Consider the following 21,772-nt stretch of genomic DNA (forward strand, 5'->3'; position numbering starts at 1 on the left):
CGGCGCCGGGCCCGGTGTGCGCCGGGTGCGAGTCGGATGGTATTCGTGGGCGGTGTCCCCGAAGATCTCCCGGCTCCCCAGGCGCGCCCTGCCGGCCCTCGCCGCGGCCCTCGCCCTGCTGGGCGGCTGTACCGGCTCCGCCGGGGCGGGCCGCGCCGGCCCGCGGCCGCCGCTCGACGACCTGGTGGCCGCCACCGCCGCCCCGGCCCTGCGCGCCCTCTACGGCCAGCGGATCGACTGGCGGAACTGCCCCGACGAGACCGACGCCGGCCAGGACGGACCGACCATCGAGTGCGGCACGCTCACCGTGCCGCTGGACTACGCCGACCCCGGCGGCAGCACCATCGACGTCGGCCTCGCCCGGCTGCCCGCCGCCGACCCGCGCCGGCGGATCGGCGCCCTCCTGGTGAACCCCGGAGGGCCCGGCAACTCCGGCATCAGCATGGTCCGTTGGGACTGGCAGACCTACCAGCAGCTGCACGAGCGCTTCGATCTGGTCGGCTTCGACCCGCGCGGCGCCGGGGTCACCAGCCCGGTCACCTGCCTCGACGACCACACCCGCGACCAGTGGAACGCCACCGACGACCAGGCCTACGACCACGGCCGGATCCTCGCCGACGCCTGCCGGTCCCGGCAGGCCGGCCTGCTCCCGCACGTCGGCACCCGCGACACCGCCCGCGACCTCGACGTGCTGCGCGGTGCCCTCGGCGAACGCAAGCTGAACTTCCTCGGCCTGTCCTACGGCACCCACCTGGGCGCGGTCTACGCCGAGGAGTTCCCCGACCGCACCGGCCGCCTCGCGCTCGACGGCGCCGTCGAGCACGGCACCGAACCGATGCGGCTCGACGTCGAGCAGGCCGTCGCCGCCGAGACCGCCTTCCGGGCCTTCGCCGCCGCCTGCGCCACCGACGACCCGGACGGCTGCCCGATCGGCACCGACCCGGCCACCGCCCCGCAACGCCTCGCGAGGTTCCTCGACGGCCTGAGCACCCACCCGCTGCGCGCCGGCGACGGCCGCACCCTCACCGCCGCCCTCGCCTGGGCCGGCGTCCTCAACGTGCTCTACGACGGCCGGCGCTCCTGGTACCGGCTGCGCGAGGCCCTCGCCCCGGCCCTCACCCAGGGCGAGGCCGACGGCCTCCTCGGCCTCGCCGACGGCGCCAACGGCCGTGCGGAGAACGGAAGTTACACGACCGCCGCGGACGCCTTCGCGGCCATCTCCTGCGTGGACCTGCCGGCGCCCACCGAGCCCGGGCTGAGCGCGGCCCTCGCCGACCTCGCCGCCCAGGCCCCGCTGACCAGCCGGCACAACCCCCTCACCACCCTGCTCACCCCGGACTGCCGCCCCTGGCCGTACCGCTCGACCGAACGCCCGCACACCGTCCGGGCGCACGGCAGCGGCCCGATCCTGGTCGTCGGCTCCACCGAGGACCCGGTCACGCCGTACCCGTGGGCGCAGCGGCTGGCCGCCGGGCTGGAGCACGGCGTCCTGCTCACCCGGGAGGGGGACGGGCACACCGCGTACGACAAGAGCGGATGCGTCCGGTCGGCGATCACGGCGTTCCTGGTGGACGGCCGGATGCCGGCCGAGGGAACGCACTGCCCGTCCGACTGAGTCCGAGGAACGCCGGAGGGGGCGTGCCGCGTTCGCGCGGCACGCCCCCTCCGGCGTTGCGGGGTCAGGAGGTCGGGGCCGTCAGGTCGTAGAAGGTGGCCGAGCCGACCGTCCTGGCGGTGAAGTGGGCGGCCACCCAGGACTCGATCCGGGTGTTCTCCGACTGCTGCCGCTCGCCGGCGCCGGCGGCGGTGCCGGTGCCGGTGCCGGTGCCGGTGCCGGTGTCGGCGTTCGCGCCGGGGTTCGCGCCGCCGAAACCGTTGAAGCCGCCGCGGGCGCCACCGGCGATGAACCAGTGGACCTTGCCCTCCTGGACGTACTGCTGGAAGCCCGCCAGGCTCAGCGAGGGGTCGGTGCCGTTGAAGCCGCCGAGGGCCATCACCGGTTTGCCGGTGGCGAGTTGGTAGCTGGCGGCGTTCTGCGAGCCGACGGTGGCGGCCGCCCAGGTGTAGTGGTCGGCGTTCTCCTTGAGGAGGGCGGCGGCCTCGTCGCTCACCTTGGTGCCGCCGAGCAGGCCGCCCATGCCGCCGCCCATGCCGCCGCCCGGGCCGCCGGGGGCCGTCCCGCCGAAGCCCTCCGGGCCGGTCGCGCCGGGGGCACCCGAGGCACCGGGGAAGGTGCCGCCGGCGCCGCGCTGGTGGCGTCCGTTCGCCTGGTCGGAGCCGTTGCCGTTGCCGGAGCCGTTGCCCGGGAAGCCGGGGAATCCGCCGGGGAAGCCCTGCTGGCCCGCCTGGCCCCCCTGGCCGCCTTGGCCGCGCTGGCCGCCCTGGCCGAACGAACGGCCGTTGCCGCCGCCCGGGAAGCCCTTGCCGCCCCTGCGTCCGGCCCCGCCCGGTCCGAACGCGCCCTGCACGCCCGGTCCCGCGGTCACGATCGAGCCGGTGTGCGGAGTGCCGACGGTGTCCACCGCGTACGCCGCCGGACCGCCGAGCGACGCGGCCAGGCCCACCAGGCCCGCCGCCATGGCGATCCGCGCACCCGTCCGGCCGGACGCCCGTCCCGCGAGCTGCCCGCCGACCAGCGCGACCGCCGCCGCCAGCCCGCCGACGAGCACCGCCCAGCGCAGCCACGGCAGGAAGTCCGAGCTGCGGCCGAGCAGGACGAACGCCCAGACCGCCGTCACCGCGAGCGTCCCCGCCAGCACCAGCGCCCAGGGCAGCCGGTGCCGGGCCCGCCACAGCCCGTCCACGCCCATGCCGACCAACGCCGCCACGGCCGGGGCCAGCGCCACCGTGTAGTACTGGTGGAAGATCCCGGACATGAAGCTGAAGACCAGCGCGGTGGAGAGCAGCCAGCCGCCCCAGATCAGGAACGCCGCGCGGGCGGTGTCGGTCCGGGCGTAGCGGCGGGTCGCCCAGAGGCCGACCAGCAGCAGGATCAGCGCGGCCGGCAGCAGCCAGGCGATCTGCCCGCCGATGTCGGTGCCGAACATCCTGGTCAGGCCGGTCTCGCCCCAGCCGCGGCCGCCACCGGGCATCGCGCCGCCCGGCAGGTCGAGCCCGGCCGGCATCCGTCCGCCGCCGCCCACGCTGCCGCGCTCGTTGCCGTCCACCCGACCGAGGCCGTTGTAGCCGAAGGTGAGCGAGAGGAAGCTGTTGTCCTGCGAGCCGCCGATGTACGGGCGGGCCGAGGCCGGCATCAGCTCGACGATCGCGACCCACCAGCCGCCGGAGACCAGCAGCGCGACCCCGGCGAGCAGGGTCTGCCGCACCCGCCGCCAGAAGCCGGTGGGCGCCACGACCAGGTAGATCACCGCGAAGGCGGGCAGGATCAGGAACGCCGCCAGGGTCTTGGTGAGGAAGGCGAGGCCGAACATGACGCCGGTGAACAGCAGCCAGCGGGTGCTCGCCGTCTCGGTCGCCCGCACCAGCCCGTACGCCGCCAGCGTCAGCAGCAGCACCAGCAGCGCGTCCGGGTTGTTGAAGCGGAACATCAGCGCCGCCACCGGGGTGAGCGCCAGCGCGGCGCCGGCCAGCAGGCCGCCGAGCGGGGAGAAGCGGCGGCGCACCGTCGCGTACAGCACGCCGACGGTGGCCGTGCCCATCAGCGCCTGCGGGGCCAGCACCGACCAGGAGGACAGGCCGAAGACGCGCGCCGACAGCGCCATCGGCCACAGCGAGGCCGGGGGCTTGTCGACGGTGATGAAGTTCCCGGCGTCGGAGGAGCCGAAGAAGAGGGCCTTCCAGCTCTGCGTACCGGCCTGCACGGCGGCCGAGTAGAACGCGTTGGCCCAGCCCGAGGCGCTCAGGCCCCACAGGTAGAGGACGGCGGTCGCGGCCAGCAGCGCCAGCAGGGCCGGGCGCACCCAGCGCGGGTCGTCCGCGCGCCCGCGCCAGGCGCGGGCCGGGAGGGTGCGCAGCCGGCCGGACCAGGAGGCGAACCCCTTGGGCCCGGTGGGCGGCAGGGGCTGCTCGGGGAAGAGCGGGGCCGGGACCGGCCGGGCCGCACCCGACGGCGGTACCTCCGGTGGCGGGTAGTTCGCGGCCTCGGGCCACGGGTCGCCGGCCGGAGGGGAGTAGCTGCTCGTGGTCATGCGCCATACGGTGGGTGGCGCGGCTGAGAGGACCGTGAGACGGGGGTGTGAGCCGGGTGTGATCTGCGGGGCGCCGGTCCTCCGCCGGTGTCAGCGGGGGCGGGGCATGGCGGGGGCGACAGGCGCGGGTGTCAGGGCGCGGGTGTGTGTCAGGCCGACGGCGGCATGGTGATGTGCTTGCCCAGCCACTCCAGGGCCGGGGGGATCTCCCTGGTCCAGGTGTGGAAGTTGTGGCCGGCGGTGTCCAGGGTGATCGTGGACATCGTGGTCGGGGCCTTGAAGGCGGCGACCATGGCCTTGGTCTCCTCGTAGTTGTTCTCGTCGTAGGCCGTGGTCAGCAGCAGCGAGACCGGCGCCGGCGGCTGGTTCTTCAACCGCCACAGCAGGTCGTTCTCCTGCTTCAGCTGGGCGTTGCCGTCGAACAGGTCACCGGTGCTCGGGTCGTGGGCCGCGCTGTAGTAGCCGGAGAGCGCGACCGCGGCGGGGTAGGAGTCGGGCTTGCGCAGCGCGAACTTGAGCGCGCAGTAGCCGCCGGTGGAGTTGCCGATCACGGCCCGGTTGGCCGGGTCGGAGCCGATCCGGTAGGTGCCGGCCAGGGCCTTGGGCAGGTCACTGGTGAAGAAGGTCTCCACCTGCGGGCCGTTCGGCACGTCCACGCACTCGGTGTCCCGGTTGCCGACCAGGGTCGGGCGGGTCATCACCAGGATGGTCGGCGGCAGCTTCTTCTCCTCGATCGCGGCGAGCGTCGAGGCCGGGTACTGCATCAGCGAGATCAGCTTCTCCGGCGTGCCCGGGTAGCCGGTCAGCACCAGGGCCATCGGGAAGCGCTGCTTGGCGAAGTCCGGCTGGAAGTACTGCGGCGGCAGGTAGACGTACGCCTCGGTGCTCAGACCGCTGCCCGCTCCTTTGACGGCGACCTGCTGGATCAGGCCCGAGCGCTGCGGGTCCGAACCCTGGGAGGAGTAGAAGCTCTGCTGGCCGGTGACGGCCACCCCGGAGGCGTTCGGCGTGTGGTCGACCACCGTGCCCAGCTTGCCGCTGGTGCCGAGCAGGTCGGTCCAGGAGCTGTAGAAGCCGAAGTAGCTGTTGGCCACCAGCCCCATCGCGACCAGCACCGCGACCTGGGTGGCCAGGAAGGCCCCGATCCGGCCCAGCCAGGCCTTCCAGCCCTTCCCGCCGAACCGCGGCCAGAGCCACATGGTGGCGGCGAAGACGGCGATCGCGAGGACCGCGGCGATGATCTGGAGGGGGAGTCCGGTGAGGCTGAGCACGTGCCCGATCGTAGTTGACCCCGACGGGCGCCCCGGGGCGGGCCCGTCGGGTGATCGTCCGGACGCTGTTGACGGGGGTGGTTCGTGCTCGGCACCATGTCCGTTCGTGCACGCGTGGGGAGCGCGTGCCGGATGACGTCAGGGGTGGGGTCGTGAGGTCCACGGGGTCCGTGTTCCGGTTCGGTTCGGTCATCGGAGGGGTGCTGCTGCTCGCGGCCTGTTCGGGAGGCGGGGGCGCCGGGACCGCCGCGCCGAGCGCGTCGCCGACGGCCGTGCCGACGCCGTACGGGACAACGCTCGGCCAGGCCATCGAACCGATCGACACCGGCCTCGCGAAGGTGGCGGCGGCCAGGACCACGGACGAAGTCGGTGTCGCGCTCGCCACCGTCGAGTCCAGCGCCGACCGTGCCGCCCGCAACCTGAACACCGCCGCCGCGCCCGCCGGGGCCGAGCAGGCGCGCACCGAGCTGGTGAACGGCCTGAACGCGCTCGCCTCCGAGGCGTTGTCGATTCGCGTCGAGCTCAATGACAAGAAGCTGTGCACCGTCGGGGTCGTCCAGGCCAGGCTCGGCGCCGGCCAGGGCCTGGCGGCGGTCCCGGCCGCGCTGGCGAAGCTGGCGACGGCCGGCTACCAGACCGCCCTCACCGTGCCGGAGCTGCCCAAACCGCAGCCGCAGCCGCGGTCCCTGCACAACGGCACCGTGGTCCGGGACGCGGGGAACGGCGGCAACGGCACGCTGAAGTTCAACAACAACGGGGAGCTGGACGCCGTCTTCACGCTCGCGGCGGACGGCAAGGCGGTGGCGTCGGGGTACGCGGCCAAGGGGCAGGTGGCCACCATCGAGGGCGTCAAGGACGGGTCGTACGAGATCTACTACACGACCGGAGTGGACTGGGACTCCGAACTGAAGCAGTTCACGCAGAACTGCCGGTTCGTCAAGGTGGGGAAGCAGCACGAGTTCACGCCGGACGGAGGCGGGACGATCTGGACCGTCAAGCTCCGTGCGGACGACGGCAAGGGCAACGCCGACTCCTCGTCCAAGGCGGCGAGCGAGGTCCCGCAGCCCTAGGGCGTAACGGGCATACCGGGACGGGTGGTGACCGCCCGGTGGCACAACGGGCGGCGGGGAGTGGCGAGTTCGGTCGGAACCGTTGACCCCTTGTAGTGGCCATGGCACTTTCGTGCGGCGCGGGCGTCGGCGACCAGTCGTACACCCCGCGATCCCCCACAAGGAGAGCCATGTTCAAGAGACTTGTCGCGGTGGCCGGTACGAGTGCCGTGGTCGCGGGCGGGCTGGCGTTCGCCGCCGCCCCGGCACACGCCGTTCAGGCGGCCGACCTCACGAGCACCATCGCCCTGAGCAACTGCTCCGCCTCCCTGGTCCGTTACCCCACCTCGGCGGCCGGCGACCGGGCGATGATGCTCACCAACGGGCACTGCCTGCCGACCATGCCCTCGGCCGGGCAGGTCATCCAGAACGTCAGCGCCAGCCGCAGCGGCACCCTGCTCGACGGCGCGGGCAACAGCCTCGGAACCGTCCAGGCCGACAAGGTGCTCTACGCGACGATGACCGGCACCGACGTCGCGCTCTACGAACTCACCGACACCTACGGCTCGATCACCTCCAAGTACGGCGCCACCGCGCTGACCCTCAGCGACGCGCACCCCGCCGACGGCGCCGCGATGTACATCCCGTCCGGGTACTGGAAGCAGGTCTGGAACTGCTCCGTCAACGGGTTCGTGCCCACCCTCCGCGAGGACCAGTGGACCTGGCACGACTCGCTGCGCTACAACACCGGCTGCAACACCACCCACGGCACCTCCGGCTCGCCGATCATCGACTCGGCCAGCGGGCGGATCATCGGCATCAACAACACCGGCAACGACGACGGCGCGATGTGCACCCTCGACAACCCGTGTGAGGTCGCCGCCGACGGCACCACCAAGGCCGTCAAGGGGCAGAGCTACGGCGAGGAGACCTACTGGTTCACCACCTGCCTGAACTCCGTCCGGGCCATCGACCTCAACGTGGCCGGCTGCCTGCTCACCAAGCCGGCCGGCAGCGGCGTCTCGGTGACGAGCCCCGGCGACCAGTCCACGGCGGTCCAGGGCGCGGTGAGCCTGCAGATCAACGCCTCGGGCGGCACCGCCCCGCTGTCCTACTCGGCCACCGGCCTGCCCCCGGGCCTGGCGATCAACGCCTCCACCGGCCTCATCACCGGCACCCCGACCACCGCCGGCGGCTACCCGGTGACCGTGACGGTGAAGGACTCGGCCGGCAAGTCCGGCACGACCAGCTTCACCTGGACCGTGACCAGCGGTGGTGGCGGCACCTGCACCCCGGCGCAGCTGCTGGGCAACGCGGGCTTCGAGACCGGATCCGCCGCGCCGTGGACCACCTCCTCGGGCGTGGTGGACAACAGCGCGAGCCAGGCCGCGCACGGCGGTTCGTGGAAGGCGTGGATGGACGGCTACGGCTCCAGCCACACCGACACGCTGTCGCAGACGGTGAGCATCCCGGCGGGCTGCAAGGCGACGCTGAGCTTCTGGCTGCACGTCGACACCGCGGAGACCGGCACCACGGCGTACGACAAGCTGACCGTGTCGGTGAACGGCACCACGCTGAAGACCTACTCCAACGTGGACGCCGCGAGCGGCTACCAGCAGCGCAGCTTCGACCTGTCGGCCTACGCGGGCCAGACGGTCACCGTGAAGTTCACCGCGGTCGAGGACTCCTCGCTGCAGACGAGCTTCGTGATCGACGACACCGCCGTCCAGACCGGCTGAGGCCGGACCGCCCCCAGGGCCCGGCGGCTTGACCCGCCGGGCCCTTCGCACGCCTTTCCCCGGGACAGCGGCGACCTTCCCGCCGTCGAGTCCCTGACCGGGGCCGCGCCTATGCTGGCCGGATGATCAAGCCGATCGAGCTGGTGGTATTCGACTGCGACGGGGTCCTGGTGGACAGCGAGGTGATCGCCGTGGGGGTGTTGGTGCGGCTGGGGGCGGAGTACGGCTGGCCGTTGACCGAGGGGGAGGCGATCGAGCGGTTCGTCGGGCGGTCGGAGGCGGTCAACAACGCGCTGGTCGCGGAGCGGTTGGGGGCGGAGACGGCGGCGGTGTGGGGCAAGCGGTTCCACGAGCTGCACGCGGAGGCCGTGGACGCCGGGCTGACGCCGGTGGACGGCCTGCCGGAGGCACTGGACGCGATCGACCTGCCGGTGTGCGTGGCCTCCAGCGGGACGCACGAGAAGATGCGGCACACCCTCGGTCGGACCGGGCTGTACGAGCGCTTCGCCGGGCGGATCTTCAGCGCCACCGAGGTGGAGCACGGCAAGCCCGCGCCCGACCTGTTCCTGCACGCCGCGCGGAGCATGGGTGTCGACCCGGCGGCGTGCGTCGTGGTCGAGGACTCCGCGCCCGGTGTCGCGGCCGCCCGCGCCGCCGGGATGCGCGCCCTCGGGTACGCGGGCGGCGTCACGGCGGCCGAGCGGCTGGCCGGGCCGGGCACGGTGGTCTTCCGGGACATGCGCGAGCTGCCCGGGCTGATCGCCGCCGGGGCGGGCTACCAGGGGTAGGCGTCGCCCTCGCCGGCGAGGAACCGGCCGCTCGGCCCGGCCTCGGCCGCGCCGAGCTGCCGGGCGATCCGGCGGCCGCCCTCCTCGGCGGTGGCGGTGCCGCTGTGGCCGTTGAGGTCGGTCGCGCAGTAGCCGGGCTCCAGGGAGCTGACCTTGATGCCGGACTCGCGCAGCGCCCGGGCGTAGACCAGGGTGACGGCGTTCAGCGCGGCCTTGGAGGAGTTGTAGGCGAGCAGGGTCGCGTGCTCCCAGACCGGGTTGTCCGGGTCGGCGAGGAAGTCGAAGCTGCCGAGGGCGCTGGAGACGTTGCCGATCAGTCCGGCCGGGGACCGGCGCAGCAGCGGCAGCATGGCGTTGATGACGGTGACGGCGCCGAACACGTTGGTCTCGTACGTCTCGCGCACGGCGTCGACGGGGAGTTCCTCCGGGTCGCGCCGCCAGTCCCGGGCGACGCCCGCGTTGTTGACGAGGGTGTCCAGCCGGCCGTACTCGGCGGTGATCAGCGCGGCCGCGGCGGCGGCGGTCGCCGGGTCGGTGACGTCCAGGTGGACGCAGCGGGCGTCCAGGCCCTCGGCGGTGAGCCCGTCGGCGGCCGCGGCGCCGCGCTGCGGGTCGCGGGCGCCGATCAGCACGGTGTGCCCGGCGCGGGCGAGTTCCCGGGCGGTGGCGAGGCCGATGCCCTTGTTGGCGCCGGTGATGAGGACGATGCGGGAGGTGGTCATGGCCCCACCCTGGCGCGGCGGGCACGACGGTGGGAGAGCACTGTCGAGGGTGGTACCGGCGGTCCCATGGTCCGCGGCGGCCGGACGGGCGAGACTGGGGGCGTGGAACACGTGGACCGGGCGGAGCTGGCCGCCTTCCTGCGGCGCTGGCGCGCCCGGGTCCAGCCGGGCGACGTCGGCCTGCCGGCCGGTGGGCGGCGCCGTACTCCGGGCCTGCGCCGCCAGGAGGTCGCGCAGCTCGCGGGGATGTCGGTGGAGTACTACATCCGCCTCGAACAGGGCCGGGGGCCGCGGCCGTCCCGGCAGATGATCGGGGCGATCGGCCGGGCGCTTCGGCTGTCCGACGACGAACGCGCGCACCTGCACCACCTGGTGGGCGAGCCGCCGCTGCCGCCGTCCGACCTGGTCCGCGAGGTGCGGCCGGGCATCCTGCACCTGCTCGACCGGCTGGACGACACCCCGGCCATGGTCTGCAGCGCCGCCCGCGACCTCCTCGCCTGGAACGCGATGGCGGCCGCGCTGCTCGGCGACTTCTCCGCGCTGCCGCCCGGCGAGCGCAACCTGATCTGGCGCTTCTTCACCGACCCGGACACCCGTGCCCTCCACGACCCCGCCGGCCGGGCCGAGTTCGCCCGCCGGGCGGTCGCCGACCTGCGGTCCGCGGCGGCCCGCTACCCGGCCGACGGCGCCCTGCACGCCCTGGTCGAGCGGTTGTCGGCGCGCAGCGCCGAGTTCCGGGAGCTCTGGCAGGCGCAGGACGTGGAGGTCCGCCGATCGAGCCGCAAGCGGATCCTCCACCCGGTGGTCGGCCCGCTCGACCTGGACTGCGAAGCGCTGCACGACCCGCACCGGGACCAGTGGACGATCTTCTACACCGCCGAGCCCGGCACGCCCTCGCACTCGGCGCTGCGGTTGCTGAAGGTGGTGGGCAGCCAGGACCTGGCCGTGCGGGGCTGAGCCGTGCGGGCTGAGCGGTGTGGGGCTGAGCCGGACGGGCTGATGCCGGATCACCTGATGCGCTACGCCGTCCGCCGCGCAGGGGACGGCCGGATGGCGGTGGAGGCGATCGGGAGACCTCGCGGGGAGCCCGGTCCGCGGTTCCTGGACCGCGAGCGCAAGGGCGTGCCCCGGTGGTCCCCCGGCGCTTCCCGGCGGCTCTGCCGGGTGCGGACGGCCCCAAAATCTGGTTGCCGCGCCCGGCTGCGGTCGGCAGGGTCGGAGACATGGCCTCCTCCCGCACGATGCACCCCGACGAACTGCCCCTCGACGAAGCGCTGGTGCGCCGGATGGTCGCCGCGCGGTTCCCGCACTGGGCGGGCCTGCCGGTCGAGTCGATCGGGACGGTCGGGACCAGCAACGCGATGTACCGGCTGGGCGCGGAGCTGGTGGTGCGTATCCCGCGGATCCCCGGGGCCGTGGAGGACATCGAGAGGGAGGGCGTCTGGCTGCGGCGCCTCGCCCCGGAGCTGCCGGTCGCGGTGCCCGTGCCGCTGGCCCAGGCAGGGCCGGTGGACGGCTGCCCGTGGCCCTGGTCCGTCCTCCGCTGGCTCGACGGGGTGAATCCGGTGGTCGGGCAGGTGGCCGAACCCGCGCTGCTGGCAGCTGATTTGGCCGATTTCGTGTCCGCCCTGCGCCGGATCGACCCGGACGGCGCTCCCGCCTCCTACCGCAGCGAGTCGTTGCCGGACCGGGACGGTGCGGCCCGGAGGGCGATCGTGGAACTCGCGGACGTCATCGACGCCGAGGAGGCAACCTCCGCCTGGGCCGAGGCCGTTCACGCCCCTGGGCACCCCGGCCCACCGGTCTGGATCCACGCCGACCTGCAGCCGGGCAATCTGCTGGTGGGCGGGAGCGGTCGACTGAGCGCCGTCATCGACTTCGGCTGCGCGGGCCTCGGCGATCCGGCGGTGGACCTGATCGCCGCCTGGTACGTGCTGCCGGCGGCCGTCCGCCCCGCCTTCCGGCAGGCCGTGGCCGCCGATGACGCGACCTGGGCCCGCGGGCGCGGCTGGGCGCTGTCCGTCGCCCTGCTGGAGCTGGCCTACTACCGGGAGAGCAACCCGCGGATGGCGGGCATCGCCCGGCACGTGATCGGCGAGGTGCTGGCCGATCGCGCCTCGGCGGTCGATCGCGCCTCAGCGGCCTATCACGACGCACCGACTGGTCACGACTCCCCGACCGGTGACGACGCCCTGGACGGTCACGACTCGCCGGCCGGCAAGCGCCAGGCGTAGGGGAGGAGTTCGTCCTGCCAGCCGGGTGAGGCGGCGAGTTCGGCGGCGGCCCGCGGGGTGCGCAGCAGGCAGCGGTTGCGGAGCAGTTCGCGGCGCTCGGCCGGGGTGAGCAGGTGCTCCTCGGGGGTCAGCTGCCGGTAGGGGCCGAGGTCGGGGCGGCCGTCGACCGAGCCGTCCTCGGCGACGTTGAGGTGGTCGCCGGTGGGGGTGCGGTAGTCGAGGCGGAAGCCGGTGCGCCACTGGGAGTTGCCGCCCCAGCCGTGCGAGAGGTCGTGCGCCGGCCGGTCGGCGCGGCGGAACGTCCAGTAGAGGGGGAAGCGGTCGGCGACGCCGCGCTCGGCGTGCGCGGCGCCGGCCCGGATCCGTACCCGGGCGCGGTTGAACAGCAGTTCGCCGAGCATCAGTCCGGGGCGGTGGACCTCCAGGACCGCGATCGGCGCCTGCGGGTCGGCGGCCTGTTCGACGTCGACGATCTCGTGCAGGAAGGGGTCGAAGGGTCCGAGGCCGTCGACCGGCGTCATCCCGAGGCCGGTGAAGACCCGTAGGTAGTCGTCCGGTCGCGGGCCGAGCAGCAGGACGTCGGCGACCCGGCCGAGGGCGTACAGCTCCCACAGCAGCTCCTGGCCGTCGTCGTCTCCCCACCAGTGGTGGTGCGTCGCGGCGGTCCGGAGCCGTTCGACGTAGGCCGGGGCGGCCGCCCGGCCGAGCCAGCGGTCGATGTCGTCGGCGGCCGGCCCGTCGTGGTCCAGCAGGTCGTGGTAGAGCGCGCGTGCCTTCACCGGGGCGATCATCGTGAGGTTTTACCGAACGGTCAACCAATCGACGGCCTGCGGCGGATAGCGTCCGTGGCCATGAGCGTGATCGATGTGAACGACCGGGCGGCGCGGCTGCCCGAGGCATGGCGCTCCCAGGTGCTGGGGCGGGTCGGGGCGACGGCGGTGAAGGTCCTGCGGATGGACGGCCGGGAGCTGGAGCCGGAGGTGCACGGGACGGCCGAGGCGCTGTTCGTCGCCGAGGGGCGGCTCGAACTCCTCGTGGACGGCGTGGAGTCGACCGTACGGGCCGGTGAGCTGTGCGTCGTCCCGGCCGGCGCCCGGCACGCGGTGCGGGCGGGCAGCCGGGGGACGCTGCTGATCGTGGAGGTGCCGGAGGAGGCGTGATCCCCGCGACGGAGGACCGCCCCGGGTGGTGCCCCGCCCGCACGGGAGGGCGGAGCACCGCCGGGACCACGGGTCAGCCGTTCGGCCGGCCGAGGTGGCGGGCGAGGAAGCGGGCGGCGCTGTCGGCCTCGAAGCGGGGGAACTCCTTGTGCTTGCCCGCGTTGACGTGCAGGGACTTCTCCGTGGAGGCGAAGGCGTCGAACAGCGCGAGGCCGTCCTCGCGGGAGATGTGCTCGTCGTCCCACTGCAGGCCGAACTCGACCGGGACGGTGATCCGCCTCGCGTGCTCGGCCAGGGTGTCGGGCCAGTGCTGGCCGAAGACCGCGGCGGTGATCCGGGGCTCGCCGGCGACGAAGGGGATGCCGATCGCGGTGCCCATGTTGATGCCCCAGTAGCCGACCGGGCCGTCGGCGCCGATCTCCGGGAGCCGCTGGAGGGCGTCCAGCAGCGCGTGGTACTCGGGCACGGCCTGCTTCGCCAGGTGGTCGTTGTAGCGGACGACGATGGGGCCTTCGGGCTCGCCGGCCGCCCGGGCCCGGAACAGGTCGGCGATCTCCGCCTCGTCGTGCGCGGTGCGCGGCCGGTCGCCGTGCCCGGGCGCGTCGAGGACGGCGACGTGGTGGCCGTGGCCGTGCACGAGCAGTCGGGCCCGGCCCGACATCGCGGGGTGCTTCTTGTGGTTGCCGCCGCCGTGTCCCATCAGGACGAGCGGCGCGCGGTCGGCGCCGGTGGCCGGGGACCAGAGCACGCCGGGGACGCCGTCCACGGTGAAGTCGCGCTCGCGGATGCCGTTCGACACGGAATCGGCAGTGAACTGGAAGGTGTGCATGGCGGTTGCCTTTCGGGAGGGCCTTGCTGGGGAAGGCGCTCCCGGCGACGCCTGCGTCAGTCGCCGACCGTGACGGAAAGGGGGAGCACCCACGTCGATACAGCCTTCACGGGTCTCACCTCCTCTGACGGTGTCTCGGTCGGAGAGGATCCTGCCGCCCGGTCGCCCGGTCCCGCAAGTCCTTTTCCTTCAGGCCCTCGGCACCCGGTGCTGCCACTCGCGGGCGAAGACCACCGATCCCGCCTCCAGCGCCCGCAGTTGCACGGTGCTGAGGAAGTGCCCGGCGTCGCAGCGCAGTTGGGTACGGGTCTGGACGGTGACGTCCCAGCCGATGTCGGGGCGCTCCAGGCGGACGGTGTGGTCGGTGCGGGCCTGGGCGCTGAGCGGGGCGTCGGTGAGGACGCGGTAGGCGGTGACGGTGTGCTCGTCGCGGACCAGGCCGTCGGGGTGGGTGCGGGTGCCGTCGGTGGCGGGGGAGAGTTCGGTGCGCCACTCGCGGCGGCCGATGTCGTGGACGGTGAGGTGCTCGGGCCGGGCGGTGAGCGGCTCGGTGAGGCGGACGTCGAGCGGTTCGGGCAGCGCGGGGGCCTCGAAGGCGACCGGTGCGGAGCCGATGTCGGCGGCGAGGTGGCGCACGGGCAGGCTCAGCGTGGAGCGGGACGGGTCGAGGGCGTAGCCGCTGGGATCCGCGGGGGGCCACACCCAGGGCCAGTAGACGGAGGAGAAGGCGAGCCGCAGCCGGTGCCCGGCGGGGACGGTCCGGGCGCAGGCGGCCAGTTCCACGTCGGTGTCCGGCTCGTCGGGGGCGGCCGTCAGCACGCCCCGGGTGACCAGCTCCGAGGTGCCGTCCGGGCCGACGGCGCAGAGCCGGACGGCGATCAGCGGCGGGGGGCCGCCCGCGCGCAGCCGCAGCCGTACGGCCGGGGCGCCGAGCAGTTCCAGCGGCTCGGGCAGCGGCTGGGAGTCGAAGCAGACCGAGCGGCCGTCCTCCTCGCGCTGGTCGGGCGGCTGGTCGGCGGGGCGGCCGTGCGGGACGTACGCACCGGCGTTGAGGCCGGTGTGCTGCGGGGAGCGGACCCGCACGTAGCGGTCGTCGGAGGCGGTGCCGGCGGTGCGCAGCGGTCCGTCCAGGCCGTAGTGGATCTCGCGGACGTCGGGGGAGGGCCAGACGTCGTCGCTGGTCCAGCGGGTGCTGATCCAGCTGCGCAGGGCGGGTTCCTTGGCGGCGCCGGTGTCGACGCCGCGCAGCCAGTGGTCCCACCAGCGCAGGGTCTCGGGCAGGGCGTCCTCGGGCAGGCCGTGCGGCCAGGGGCCGACCAGGGCGCGGGCGGTGGGGGACTCGGCGAGCAGGCGCAGCACGAAGGAGCAGGAGGGGTCGCCCCAGCCGGCGACCGCGAAGGTGGGGACGGGGACCGGGACGGTGGTGTCGCCGGCCGCGAGCCAGCTGTCCACGGGGGGTTCCAGGGACTCCAGGCGCTCCAGCCAGCGGGTGCGCCAGACCTCGCCGACGTGCCGCGGGTCGGGCGGCAGCGCGGCGTCGGCGACCAGGGCGGTGAGCCGGGTGTGCAGGTCCGCGGCGAGGAGGGCCCCGCCGAGCCGGTGGCCTCCCTCGGGGCAGGCGGTGACCACGGCGCCGACGGTCCCCGGCACCCGGGCGGCCAGGCGCAGCGCGGTGGTGCCGGCGGCGCCGACGCCGAGCAGGCCGACCCGCCCGGCGGACCAGGGGCCGCGGGCCAGCCAGTCGACGACGACGGCGCCGTCGGTGAGTTCCTGGTCGCCGCCGGGCTCGCCGGGGGTGCCGCCGGAGTTGCCGTGCCCGCGGGTGTCGACCCGCAGGGTGGCGTAGCCGTGGCCGGCGTACCAGGGGTGGCGGCGGGCGTCCTCGGCGGCGGTCCGGTCGGTGAGGCGGTCGCCGGAGTACTCCAGCAGCGCGGGGACGGGCTCGTCGGTGACCGGCCGCCACAGGCGGGCGGCCAGCTGCGTGCCGTCGGGCAGCGGGATGCGGACGTCCTCGCGGGTGGTGCGGAAGGGGTACGACGGCATGGCCGCTCCCATCGGGTCCCGGGCCGGGTGGGTGCCGGCGGGCCCGCGGCGCGCGGGTCGTGCGGGTGTCGCTCGGTGCGTGCGCGCCGCGGGGCGTCGGCATTCCGACCCTAGGGGAGGAACCGGCCGTTTTCCTGGTGAGGGACCCGGCTCCCCGGGGAGCCCGTGGGACCCGGGGAGCCGCGGCGGCCTCAGGCCTTGCTCAGCCAGGCGGTGGCGTTGAGGGCGAGGGCGGCGTCGGTGCCGGCCGGGTCGTCCCAGCCGTCGTACAGGGTGTTGCCGGACTGGCCGGTGCCGTCGTCGATCGGGGAGCTGTCGCCCCAGACGGCGACCCGGCCGGAGCCGAAGGTGCTGGTGACGAAGAAGGCGCCGGTGGTGCCGCTGGAGCCGGTCCGGTAGACGAGGCCCTTGACCGAGGGGTTGTCGGCGGGCTTGAGGGTGAAGGTGGTGCCGTTGCGCAGGATGGAGCCGGTGACGGTGCCGAAGGGGCCGTGCAGGACCGGGTCGGTGGCGTCGTTGACCGCGCGCGGGTTGTCGGTGGTGATGTTGAGCAGGTCGACCGAGAAGCCGAACGGGTCGTTGTTGTTCACCCCGTTGCTGGTCAGCAGGTCGTTGATGATCTTCGGCGAGTCCCAGCCGTCGTTGTTGCGGTCGCTGTTGACGTGGTCGGAGACCAGGAAGAGTCCGCCGCCGTTCTGGACGAACTTCATGATCGCGGTCTTCTCGGCGGCGCTGAACCGGATGTTGGGCTCCGGGACGACGAAGGTGTCGAAGTTGGCGAGGTCGAGCGCGCCGCCGGTGCCGTAGGTGATGGTGGAGCCGGACGGGAGGGTCTTGAGGCTGTACTGGCCGGTCTTCTGCAGGGCGACGCCCCAGGCGGACAGCGCGCCCGTCCAGCTCTTCTCGGTGGTGGGGTTGGCGTTCTGGGCGAGCGGGTCGGGCTGGCTGGTGCTGATGATCCAGTCGGCGTTGCCGGCGGTCTCGGCCTTGCTGTTGTCGAACAGCACCCGGTGCGGGGTGGCGGTGACGCCGGTGGGGGCGGCGGTCCTGGCCGGGGCGGCGGTGGCGGCGGGGGCGAGGGTGGTGAGGCCCGCCGCGAGCAGGGCCGCGCCGGAGAGGGCCGCGACGGTGCGGATGCGGATCGTCATGTGCCGTTCCTCCGTGGGGAGTCGAGGTTTTCGGCGCCCGAGTTTTCGCGCGTAGAACGGGAGTATCCGCGCGTAGAGCGGCGGGGGATAGGCCCGGGAGGTGACGGGGTCCTGTACGGATCGTGGCGATCCCGGGGTGGGGGGAGACGGTTCCGTAATTGCGCATGACTTGCAACTGCTCGCCCCGAAGCGGAAAGATGGCCCAGCTTCGCCCGTACCGCCCGTACCGCCGAAAGGACAACCCGATGACCGCCGCCCCCCGCTGGCGCGACCGGCTCACCCGTGAGGAGTGGATCCGCCTGGCCGGAATGGGCGGATTCATCCTGGCCCTGCACGTCATCGGCTGGTTCACCCTGCTGGCACTGGTCGCGCCCGAGCACTACGACGTCGGCGGCCAGGTGTTCGGCGCGGGCATGGGCCTGACCGCCTACACCCTCGGCATGCGGCACGCCTTCGACGCCGACCACATCGCCGCCATCGACAACACCACCCGCAAGCTGATGGGCCAGGGCAAGCGGCCGCTGTCGGTCGGCTTCTGGTTCTCGCTCGGGCACTCCTCGATCGTCTTCGGCCTCTGCGCGCTGCTGGCCCTCGGCATCCGCTCGCTGGCCGGCCAGGTGGAGTCCGACGACTCGACGCTGCACGAGATGACCGGCCTGATCGGCGTGACCGTCTCCGGCACCTTCCTGCTGCTGCTCGGCCTGATCAACCTGGGCGCCTTCAACGGCATCCTCAAGGTGTTCCGCCGGATGCGCGAGGGCGAGTACGACGAGGCCGAGCTGGAGCGCCAGCTGGAGCGGCGCGGGCTGATGAACCGCATCCTAGGCCGGGTGACCAGGGCGGTCACCAAGCCCTGGCACATGTACCCGGTGGGCCTGCTGTTCGGCCTGGGCTTCGACACCGCCACCGAGGTGTCCCTGCTGGTGCTGGCGGGCGGCGCGGCGGCCTTCTCGCTGCCCTGGTACGCGCTGCTCACGCTCCCGATCCTGTTCGCGGCCGGGATGAGCCTGCTGGACACCATCGACGGCTCGTTCATGAACTTCGCCTACGAGTGGGCGTTCTCCAAGCCGGTCCGCAAGATCTACTACAACCTGACCGTCACCGGCCTGTCGGTGCTGGTCGCCCTGGTCATCGGCTCGATCGAGCTGATCGGCCTGCTCGGCGAGAAGCTGGACATCAGCAGCGGGCCGATCGCCTGGATCGGCGGGCTGGACCTCAACTTCGTCGGCTACGCCATCGTCGGGCTGTTCGTGGCGACCTGGGCGGCGGCGATCGCGTACTGGAAGTTCGGCAACGTCGAGGAGAAGTGGTCGGCCGGGCTGGCCGCGGCTTCGGCCCCCGCCGTCGAGTCGGAGTAGGTCCCCTCCGGCGGATCCGGTCCGGCGTCGCGCGCCCGGCGGGATCCGCCCCCCAGGCCCTGTCCGGCGGGATCCGCCGGGCGGGGCCTGTTCCGATCCGCCGGGCAGGGTCTGTTCCGATCCGCCGGGCGGGGCCTGTCGGGCGAGGACGAACCGGGGGACCGGTGACCGGGGTCTGGTCACCGGCCCCCGGGGCTTTCCGGGGCGGCCCCTCCCGGCTCCCGCCGGGGGTCCGCCCGGCGGGGCGAGATCCGCCGGACCGGGCCTACCGCAGCGCGGCCAGCACCGCGTCCGCCATGACCTTCTCGCCGGTCGCGTTCGGGTGGAACGGGACGGCGGGCGAGCCGGGCAGCGCGCCCTCGATCCAGCGGTCGTCCGAGCAGACGTCGTGCCCGACGGTCGGCGTCGCGGTGTCGACGTACGTCGCGCCGTTCGCCGCCGCGGTGGCCTTCAGGGCGCCGTTCAACTCGGTGAGCACGCCGTACATGTACTCGACGTCGCCCGGCGTCACCGGCTGGCGCAGGACGCACCGCGAGCCGTCGGCGGGCAGCACGGACGGGTAGCCGACCAGCAGCACCTTGGCGCGCGGGGCCTTGGCGTGGATCTGCCGGAGCGTGTCGGCGATCTGCGGGGCGATGGTGGTGTCGATCCGCTCGGCCAGGTCGTCGTTGCCGTACTGCCAGGACCACGTGCGCCAGTCCCAGTAGCCGTGGTGGTAGACGTCCTTGCAGGGCGTGCCGAGCGGGTTGACCACGGCGCCGGCGACGCAGGTGGCGACGAGTTCGCCGAGGCCGAGGTCGCTCGCCGCGAGGTCGTTGCCGCCGATCCCGAGGGTGACCAGGTCGGCGTCGCCGGTCAGGCCGTCCAGCTGGGGGTCGTTGACCTTGATGAACGCGTCGTACTGGGACTGCGTCAGGTGCTTGACCTTGGCCGCCGAGCAGGTGACGTCGGTGTACGCGCCCGCCTTGAGCGCGGCGGCGACGAGGTGGCCGTAGTTGTGGTCGGAGCGCAGGCAGAGGCCGGCCGACTGGCCGGGCACTCCGGCGCCCGCGGCGTAGGAGTCGCCGAGCGCGACGTAGTGCTTGGGGGCGGGCGCGGCGGCCTGCGCGCTGGTGGAGGTGAGCGCCAGGGCGGCACCGACCGCGACGGCGGCGAGCGCCGTGGAACGGCGGAGGTGCCGGGAATTCCGGGCAGGGCGGAGCACGGTTCCTCCTGGGGGAGAGAAACGACGGGTGGGGGGTCGTGCCGAGCCGGGCCACAGCTACTCGCAGGTAAGTTACCGCCAGGTTTCGGGGGCGTCCATGGTTTGCGCGGAAATTGCCGAAATTCCGTCAGATGGAGTCCGGTGATATTTCGAATTTCGCTCCACCGTGTATCGGAGGTATTTCCGAAACGCCGTGGAGCGGAATTCACGCACTCGCTTGTCACCCGGCGGTCCCCGGGCGGTTGACCTTGCGTCACCGCAGGCCGCAGTATCGGGCGCACAGCGACGGCGGCCCGCGGAACCGCCGCCACCGCGAGCCGCGACGGAGGACTGCGCATGCCCCTGGACGCCGACGTCATCGTCATCGGAGCGGGACTCGCCGGCCTCGCCGCCACCGCCGAACTCGCCGACGCCGGACGGAAGGTGATCCTGCTCGACCAGGAACCGGCGGCGTCCTTCGGCGGACAGGCGCACTGGTCCTTCGGCGGCCTCTTCCTGGTCGACTCGCCCGAGCAGCGCCGGATGCGGATCCGCGACTCGCACGCCCTCGCCTGGCAGGACTGGCTCGGCACCGCCGGCTTCGACCGTCCAGAGGACGCCTGGCCGCGCCGCTGGGCCGAGGCGTACGTGGACTTCGCGGCGGGCGAGAAGCGCTCCTGGCTGCACGGCATGGGCGTGCGCTTCTTCCCGGTGGTCGGCTGGGCCGAGCGCGGCGGACTGCTCGCCGACGGGCCCGGCAACTCGGTGCCCCGCTTCCACATCACCTGGGGCACCGGCCCCGGCCTGCTGGCCCCCTTCGTCCGCCGGGTCCGCGAGGCCGCCGCCCGCGGGCTGGTCGACCTGCGCTTCCGCCACCGCGTCACCGGACTGTCCGCCACCGCCGGCGCCGTCGACACCGTCACCGGCGAGGTGCTGGAGCCGAGCCCGGCCACCCGGGGCGAGGCCAGCTCCCGCGTGGTCGCCGGGCACTTCGAGCTGCGCGCCCAGGCGGTGGTGGTCGCCTCCGGCGGCATCGGCGGCAACCACGACCTGGTCCGCAAGGCCTGGCCCGCCCGGCTCGGCACCCCGCCCGCCACGCTGCTCTCCGGCGTGCCCGCGCACGTGGACGGCCTGATGCTGGACATCGCCGGCGCGGCCGGCGCCAGTCTGATCAACGGCGACCGGATGTGGCACTACACCGAGGGCATCGAGAACTGGGACCCGATCTGGGCCCGGCACGGCATCCGCATCCTGCCCGGCCCGTCCTCGCTCTGGCTGGACGCCCGCGGCCGACGGCTGCCCGTCCCGCTGTTCCCCGGCTTCGACACCCTGGGGACGCTGGAGCACATCATGTCCACCGGGTACGCGTACACCTGGTTCGTGCTCAACCAGCGGATCATCGAGAAGGAGTTCACCCTCTCCGGCTCCGAGCAGAACCCCGACCTCACCGGGAAGTCCGTGCGGGGCGTGCTCGGCCGCGCCCTGCCCGGCGCCCCCGGGCCGGTCCGCGGCCACCTGCGGCACGGGCGGGACTTCGTCGTCGCGGCCGACCTCGCCGACCTCGCCCGGGGCATGAACGCCAAGACCCGCGAGCCGCTGATCGACCCGGACGAACTGCGCCGCACCGTCGAGGAGCGCGACCGGCAGCTGGCCAACCCCTTCGCCAAGGACCTCCAGGTGACCGCCATCCACGGCGCCCGCCGCTACCTCGGCGACCGGCTGGTCCGCACCGCCGCCCCGCACCGCCTCCTCGACCCGGCCGCCGCCCCGCTGATCGCCGTCCGGCTCTCCGTCCTGACCCGCAAGTCGCTGGGCGGGCTGGAGACGGACCTGTCCTCGCGCGTGCTGCGGCCCGACGGCGAGGTGCTGCCGGGGCTGTACGCGGCGGGCGAGGCGGCGGGCTTCGGCGGCGGGGGCGTGCACGGCTACCGCTCCCTGGAGGGGACCTTCCTGGGCGGCTGCCTCTTCTCCGGCCGCACGGCGGGCCGGGCGGCGGCGCGGGCGGTCGGTTAGCGGCGCGGGCGGTCGGGTGACGGTGCCGACGGTCGGGTGACGGTGCCGACTGTCGGCCGGCGGCGCGGGCGGTGGAGCAGCGGGCCG

The 21,772-nt window shown here is 73.9% G+C and carries 16 protein-coding genes and 2 pseudogenes; 10 read left to right on the forward strand and 8 right to left on the reverse strand.

Annotated elements, in window-relative coordinates; genetic code table 11:
* The first annotated feature begins 52 nt into the window (after window positions 1–52).
* Window positions 53–1,615, forward strand: a complete 1,563-nt coding sequence (locus tag ACZ6Y7_RS21685) for an alpha/beta hydrolase (protein ID WP_465759533.1) — start codon at window positions 53–55, stop codon at window positions 1,613–1,615.
* A gap of 64 nt (window positions 1,616–1,679) precedes the next feature.
* Here the strand turns inward: ACZ6Y7_RS21685 and ACZ6Y7_RS21690 are convergent, their stop codons facing one another.
* Both ACZ6Y7_RS21690 and ACZ6Y7_RS21695 read right to left on the reverse strand, forming a co-directional pair.
* Window positions 1,680–4,148 carry a glycosyltransferase family 39 protein gene (locus tag ACZ6Y7_RS21690; protein ID WP_465759534.1) on the reverse strand — a complete coding sequence of 823 codons (2,469 nt, stop codon included), beginning with the start codon at window positions 4,146–4,148 and terminating at the stop codon, window positions 1,680–1,682.
* 149 nt (window positions 4,149–4,297) lie between these two features.
* Window positions 4,298–5,419, reverse strand: coding sequence for an alpha/beta hydrolase (locus tag ACZ6Y7_RS21695; protein ID WP_465759535.1), 1,122 nt, complete (start codon window positions 5,417–5,419; stop codon window positions 4,298–4,300).
* 170 nt (window positions 5,420–5,589) lie between these two features.
* On the opposite strand from ACZ6Y7_RS21695, the gene ACZ6Y7_RS21700 reads away from it, so the two are divergent.
* From ACZ6Y7_RS21700 to ACZ6Y7_RS21715, 4 genes and pseudogenes are all read left to right on the forward strand, one after another.
* On the forward strand, window positions 5,590–6,489 hold the full coding sequence (locus ACZ6Y7_RS21700) for a hypothetical protein (protein WP_465759536.1): 900 nt from the start codon (window positions 5,590–5,592) through the stop codon (window positions 6,487–6,489).
* Window positions 6,490–6,839: 350 nt separating this feature from the next.
* Window positions 6,840–7,277: pseudogene (locus ACZ6Y7_RS21705) on the forward strand (trypsin-like peptidase domain-containing protein); the annotation flags it as partial.
* A 201-nt stretch (window positions 7,278–7,478) separates the two neighbouring features.
* Window positions 7,479–8,207, forward strand: a pseudogene (locus tag ACZ6Y7_RS21710) (Ig domain-containing protein); the annotation flags it as partial.
* Window positions 8,208–8,329: 122 nt separating this feature from the next.
* On the forward strand, window positions 8,330–8,995 hold the full coding sequence (locus ACZ6Y7_RS21715) for an HAD family hydrolase (RefSeq protein WP_465759537.1): 666 nt from the start codon (window positions 8,330–8,332) through the stop codon (window positions 8,993–8,995).
* Here ACZ6Y7_RS21715 and ACZ6Y7_RS21720 read toward each other — a convergent pair.
* Window positions 8,983–9,717 (reverse strand): SDR family NAD(P)-dependent oxidoreductase, encoded by a 735-nt coding sequence (locus ACZ6Y7_RS21720; RefSeq protein ID WP_465759538.1) that lies wholly within the window; start codon window positions 9,715–9,717, stop codon window positions 8,983–8,985. The two genes, ACZ6Y7_RS21715 and ACZ6Y7_RS21720, sit on opposite strands and share 13 nt — an antisense overlap.
* Before the next feature lie 102 nt (window positions 9,718–9,819).
* Between ACZ6Y7_RS21720 and ACZ6Y7_RS21725 the strand changes: the two genes are divergently transcribed.
* The gene (locus tag ACZ6Y7_RS21725; RefSeq protein WP_465759539.1) at window positions 9,820–10,674 is read left to right on the forward strand and encodes a helix-turn-helix transcriptional regulator; all 855 of its coding nucleotides are present in this window, start codon (window positions 9,820–9,822) and stop codon (window positions 10,672–10,674) included.
* A gap of 266 nt (window positions 10,675–10,940) precedes the next feature.
* Complete coding sequence (locus ACZ6Y7_RS21730) at window positions 10,941–11,951, forward strand: aminoglycoside phosphotransferase family protein (protein WP_465759540.1); 1,011 nt, start codon at window positions 10,941–10,943, stop codon at window positions 11,949–11,951.
* On the opposite strand, the gene ACZ6Y7_RS21735 is transcribed toward ACZ6Y7_RS21730, so the two are convergent.
* Window positions 11,918–12,742 carry a hypothetical protein gene (locus ACZ6Y7_RS21735; RefSeq protein WP_465759541.1) on the reverse strand — a complete coding sequence of 275 codons (825 nt, stop codon included), beginning with the start codon at window positions 12,740–12,742 and terminating at the stop codon, window positions 11,918–11,920. The genes ACZ6Y7_RS21730 and ACZ6Y7_RS21735 overlap by 34 nt on opposite strands.
* Before the next feature lie 60 nt (window positions 12,743–12,802).
* On the opposite strand from ACZ6Y7_RS21735, the gene ACZ6Y7_RS21740 reads away from it, so the two are divergent.
* Window positions 12,803–13,111: a cupin domain-containing protein gene (locus tag ACZ6Y7_RS21740; protein WP_465759542.1), complete on the forward strand. Its 309-nt coding sequence runs from the start codon at window positions 12,803–12,805 to the stop codon at window positions 13,109–13,111.
* Window positions 13,112–13,184: 73 nt separating this feature from the next.
* Here ACZ6Y7_RS21740 and ACZ6Y7_RS21745 read toward each other — a convergent pair whose 3' ends face one another.
* The 3 genes from ACZ6Y7_RS21745 to ACZ6Y7_RS21755 form a co-directional block, all read right to left on the reverse strand.
* Window positions 13,185–13,940, reverse strand: coding sequence for an alpha/beta hydrolase family protein (locus ACZ6Y7_RS21745; RefSeq protein WP_465759543.1), 756 nt, complete (start codon window positions 13,938–13,940; stop codon window positions 13,185–13,187).
* Between the two features lie 189 nt (window positions 13,941–14,129).
* Window positions 14,130–15,983 (reverse strand): CocE/NonD family hydrolase, encoded by a 1,854-nt coding sequence (locus tag ACZ6Y7_RS21750; RefSeq protein ID WP_465759544.1) that lies wholly within the window; start codon window positions 15,981–15,983, stop codon window positions 14,130–14,132.
* 191 nt (window positions 15,984–16,174) lie between these two features.
* Window positions 16,175–17,131 carry a hydrolase gene (locus ACZ6Y7_RS21755; protein WP_465759545.1) on the reverse strand — a complete coding sequence of 319 codons (957 nt, stop codon included), beginning with the start codon at window positions 17,129–17,131 and terminating at the stop codon, window positions 16,175–16,177.
* Between the two features lie 245 nt (window positions 17,132–17,376).
* On the opposite strand from ACZ6Y7_RS21755, the gene nicT reads away from it, so the two are divergent.
* Window positions 17,377–18,489: a Nickel transporter NicT gene (gene nicT / locus ACZ6Y7_RS21760; RefSeq protein WP_465759546.1), complete on the forward strand. Its 1,113-nt coding sequence runs from the start codon at window positions 17,377–17,379 to the stop codon at window positions 18,487–18,489.
* Window positions 18,490–18,754: 265 nt separating this feature from the next.
* Here nicT and ACZ6Y7_RS21765 read toward each other — a convergent pair whose 3' ends face one another.
* On the reverse strand, window positions 18,755–19,693 hold the full coding sequence (locus ACZ6Y7_RS21765) for an SGNH/GDSL hydrolase family protein (protein WP_465759547.1): 939 nt from the start codon (window positions 19,691–19,693) through the stop codon (window positions 18,755–18,757).
* Between the two features lie 336 nt (window positions 19,694–20,029).
* On the opposite strand from ACZ6Y7_RS21765, the gene ACZ6Y7_RS21770 reads away from it, so the two are divergent.
* Window positions 20,030–21,685: an FAD-binding dehydrogenase gene (locus tag ACZ6Y7_RS21770; protein ID WP_465759548.1), complete on the forward strand. Its 1,656-nt coding sequence runs from the start codon at window positions 20,030–20,032 to the stop codon at window positions 21,683–21,685.
* Window positions 21,686–21,772: the final 87 nt, after the last annotated feature.

It is taken from the genome of Kitasatospora sp. NPDC053308, from assembly GCF_055585785.1.